The organism is Deltaproteobacteria bacterium, from assembly GCA_009929795.1.
Classification (GTDB): domain Bacteria; phylum Desulfobacterota; class Desulfovibrionia; order Desulfovibrionales; family Desulfomicrobiaceae; genus RZZR01.
Window position 1 is genome coordinate 1 of the sequence record RZZR01000383.1, and the last position, 1,198, is coordinate 1,198.

The following is a 1,198-nucleotide window of genomic DNA, read 5'->3' on the forward strand; positions in this document are numbered from 1 at the left end:
CACGGCAAAGCCCCGGGTGTTGGTCAGGGCCGTGATCTTGTCGCCGACGGTGGCCATGACCTTGTGGCCGAGGACGGCGATGCCGATGGCGATGCCCAATCCTCCGAGGACGAGAATCTCCATGGGAACCGGGGCCTTGGCCAAAAGAATATGCTCCTTGCTGATGAGGTAGATGGCGGCCACGGGTCCGATGGCATTGGCCACGTCGTTGGCCCCCTGTGACAGCGCCACATAACAGGACGTACCCACCTGGAGTTTGCGAAAGACGAGTTCCACGCCTTCGGCTCCCATTTCCTGCGTGATCTGGAGGCGTTTGGCCCACCTCCGGCCGATGGCCCAGACCCCGAGGCTCAAGGCCAGAGTCAGGCTCAGGGACATGGCGTGCCCGAGCTGGAGTTCCTTGCCGATGGGGGTCTTGTAGACGAAGCTCAGACTGATCAGGGCCATGGTCAGGCTCATCCAGATGGGGCCCCAGCGGATGGCCTGGCGGATGAAATCCCGACGAAATAAAATGGTTCGCCGGATATGGGTGAAGATCAAATAGGCGATGGTGGCGGCGAAAAAGGGCGAGATGATCCAGGACATGACGATGCCGCCCATCTTGAGCCAGTTGACCACGCTGGGTCCTCCGGCCACGAGGCCGAAGCCCATGATGCTGCCGACGATGGAGTGGGTCGAGGACACAGGCAGGGCCGTCAGGGTGGCGACCATGACCCACAAAGAGGCCGAAAGAAGAGCCGCGAACATGCCGATCATGAGCAGCTTGGGGTCGGAGATCTGGGAGGGGTCGATGATGCCCTTGCTGATGGTGGCCGTGACGTGGGAGCCCAGAAAAACGGCCCCGACAAAGTTCAGGATGCCGGCGATGAGCACGGCCTGGCGAACGCTGATGGCCTTGGCGCCCACGGCCGAGGCCATGGAGTTGGCCACGTCGTTGGCCCCGAGGTTGAAGGCCATGAGAAAGCCGGCCCCCAGGGAGAGGTAGAAAAACAGGTCGTAGAGGTCCATGAGCGGGCAGGTCGGGCCCTATTCCTCCCGGGTTTTCAGAAGACGTCGAAGTAGATGAGCACGCCCATGGCCACGAAGCCCACGGCCGCGACCTTCTTGATGATCTCCGGAGAGACGAACTGGCAGATGGCCTGGGCGAACATGACCCCGATGAGGCTGACCAGGACCAGGGCCAGGGAGGAGCCGAGGA

Annotated in this window: 2 protein-coding genes; both read right to left on the bottom strand. The window is 62.3% G+C overall.

Annotated features, from left to right (window positions below; translation table 11 throughout):
- The coding region (locus EOM25_15170) for an inorganic phosphate transporter (GenBank protein ID NCC26520.1) at positions 1–1,008 on the bottom strand (1,008 nt) is incomplete at its 3' end.
- Between the two features lie 35 nt (positions 1,009–1,043).
- Positions 1,044–1,198: hypothetical protein (locus tag EOM25_15175; GenBank protein ID NCC26521.1), on the bottom strand; the 155-nt coding region annotated here is incomplete at its 5' end.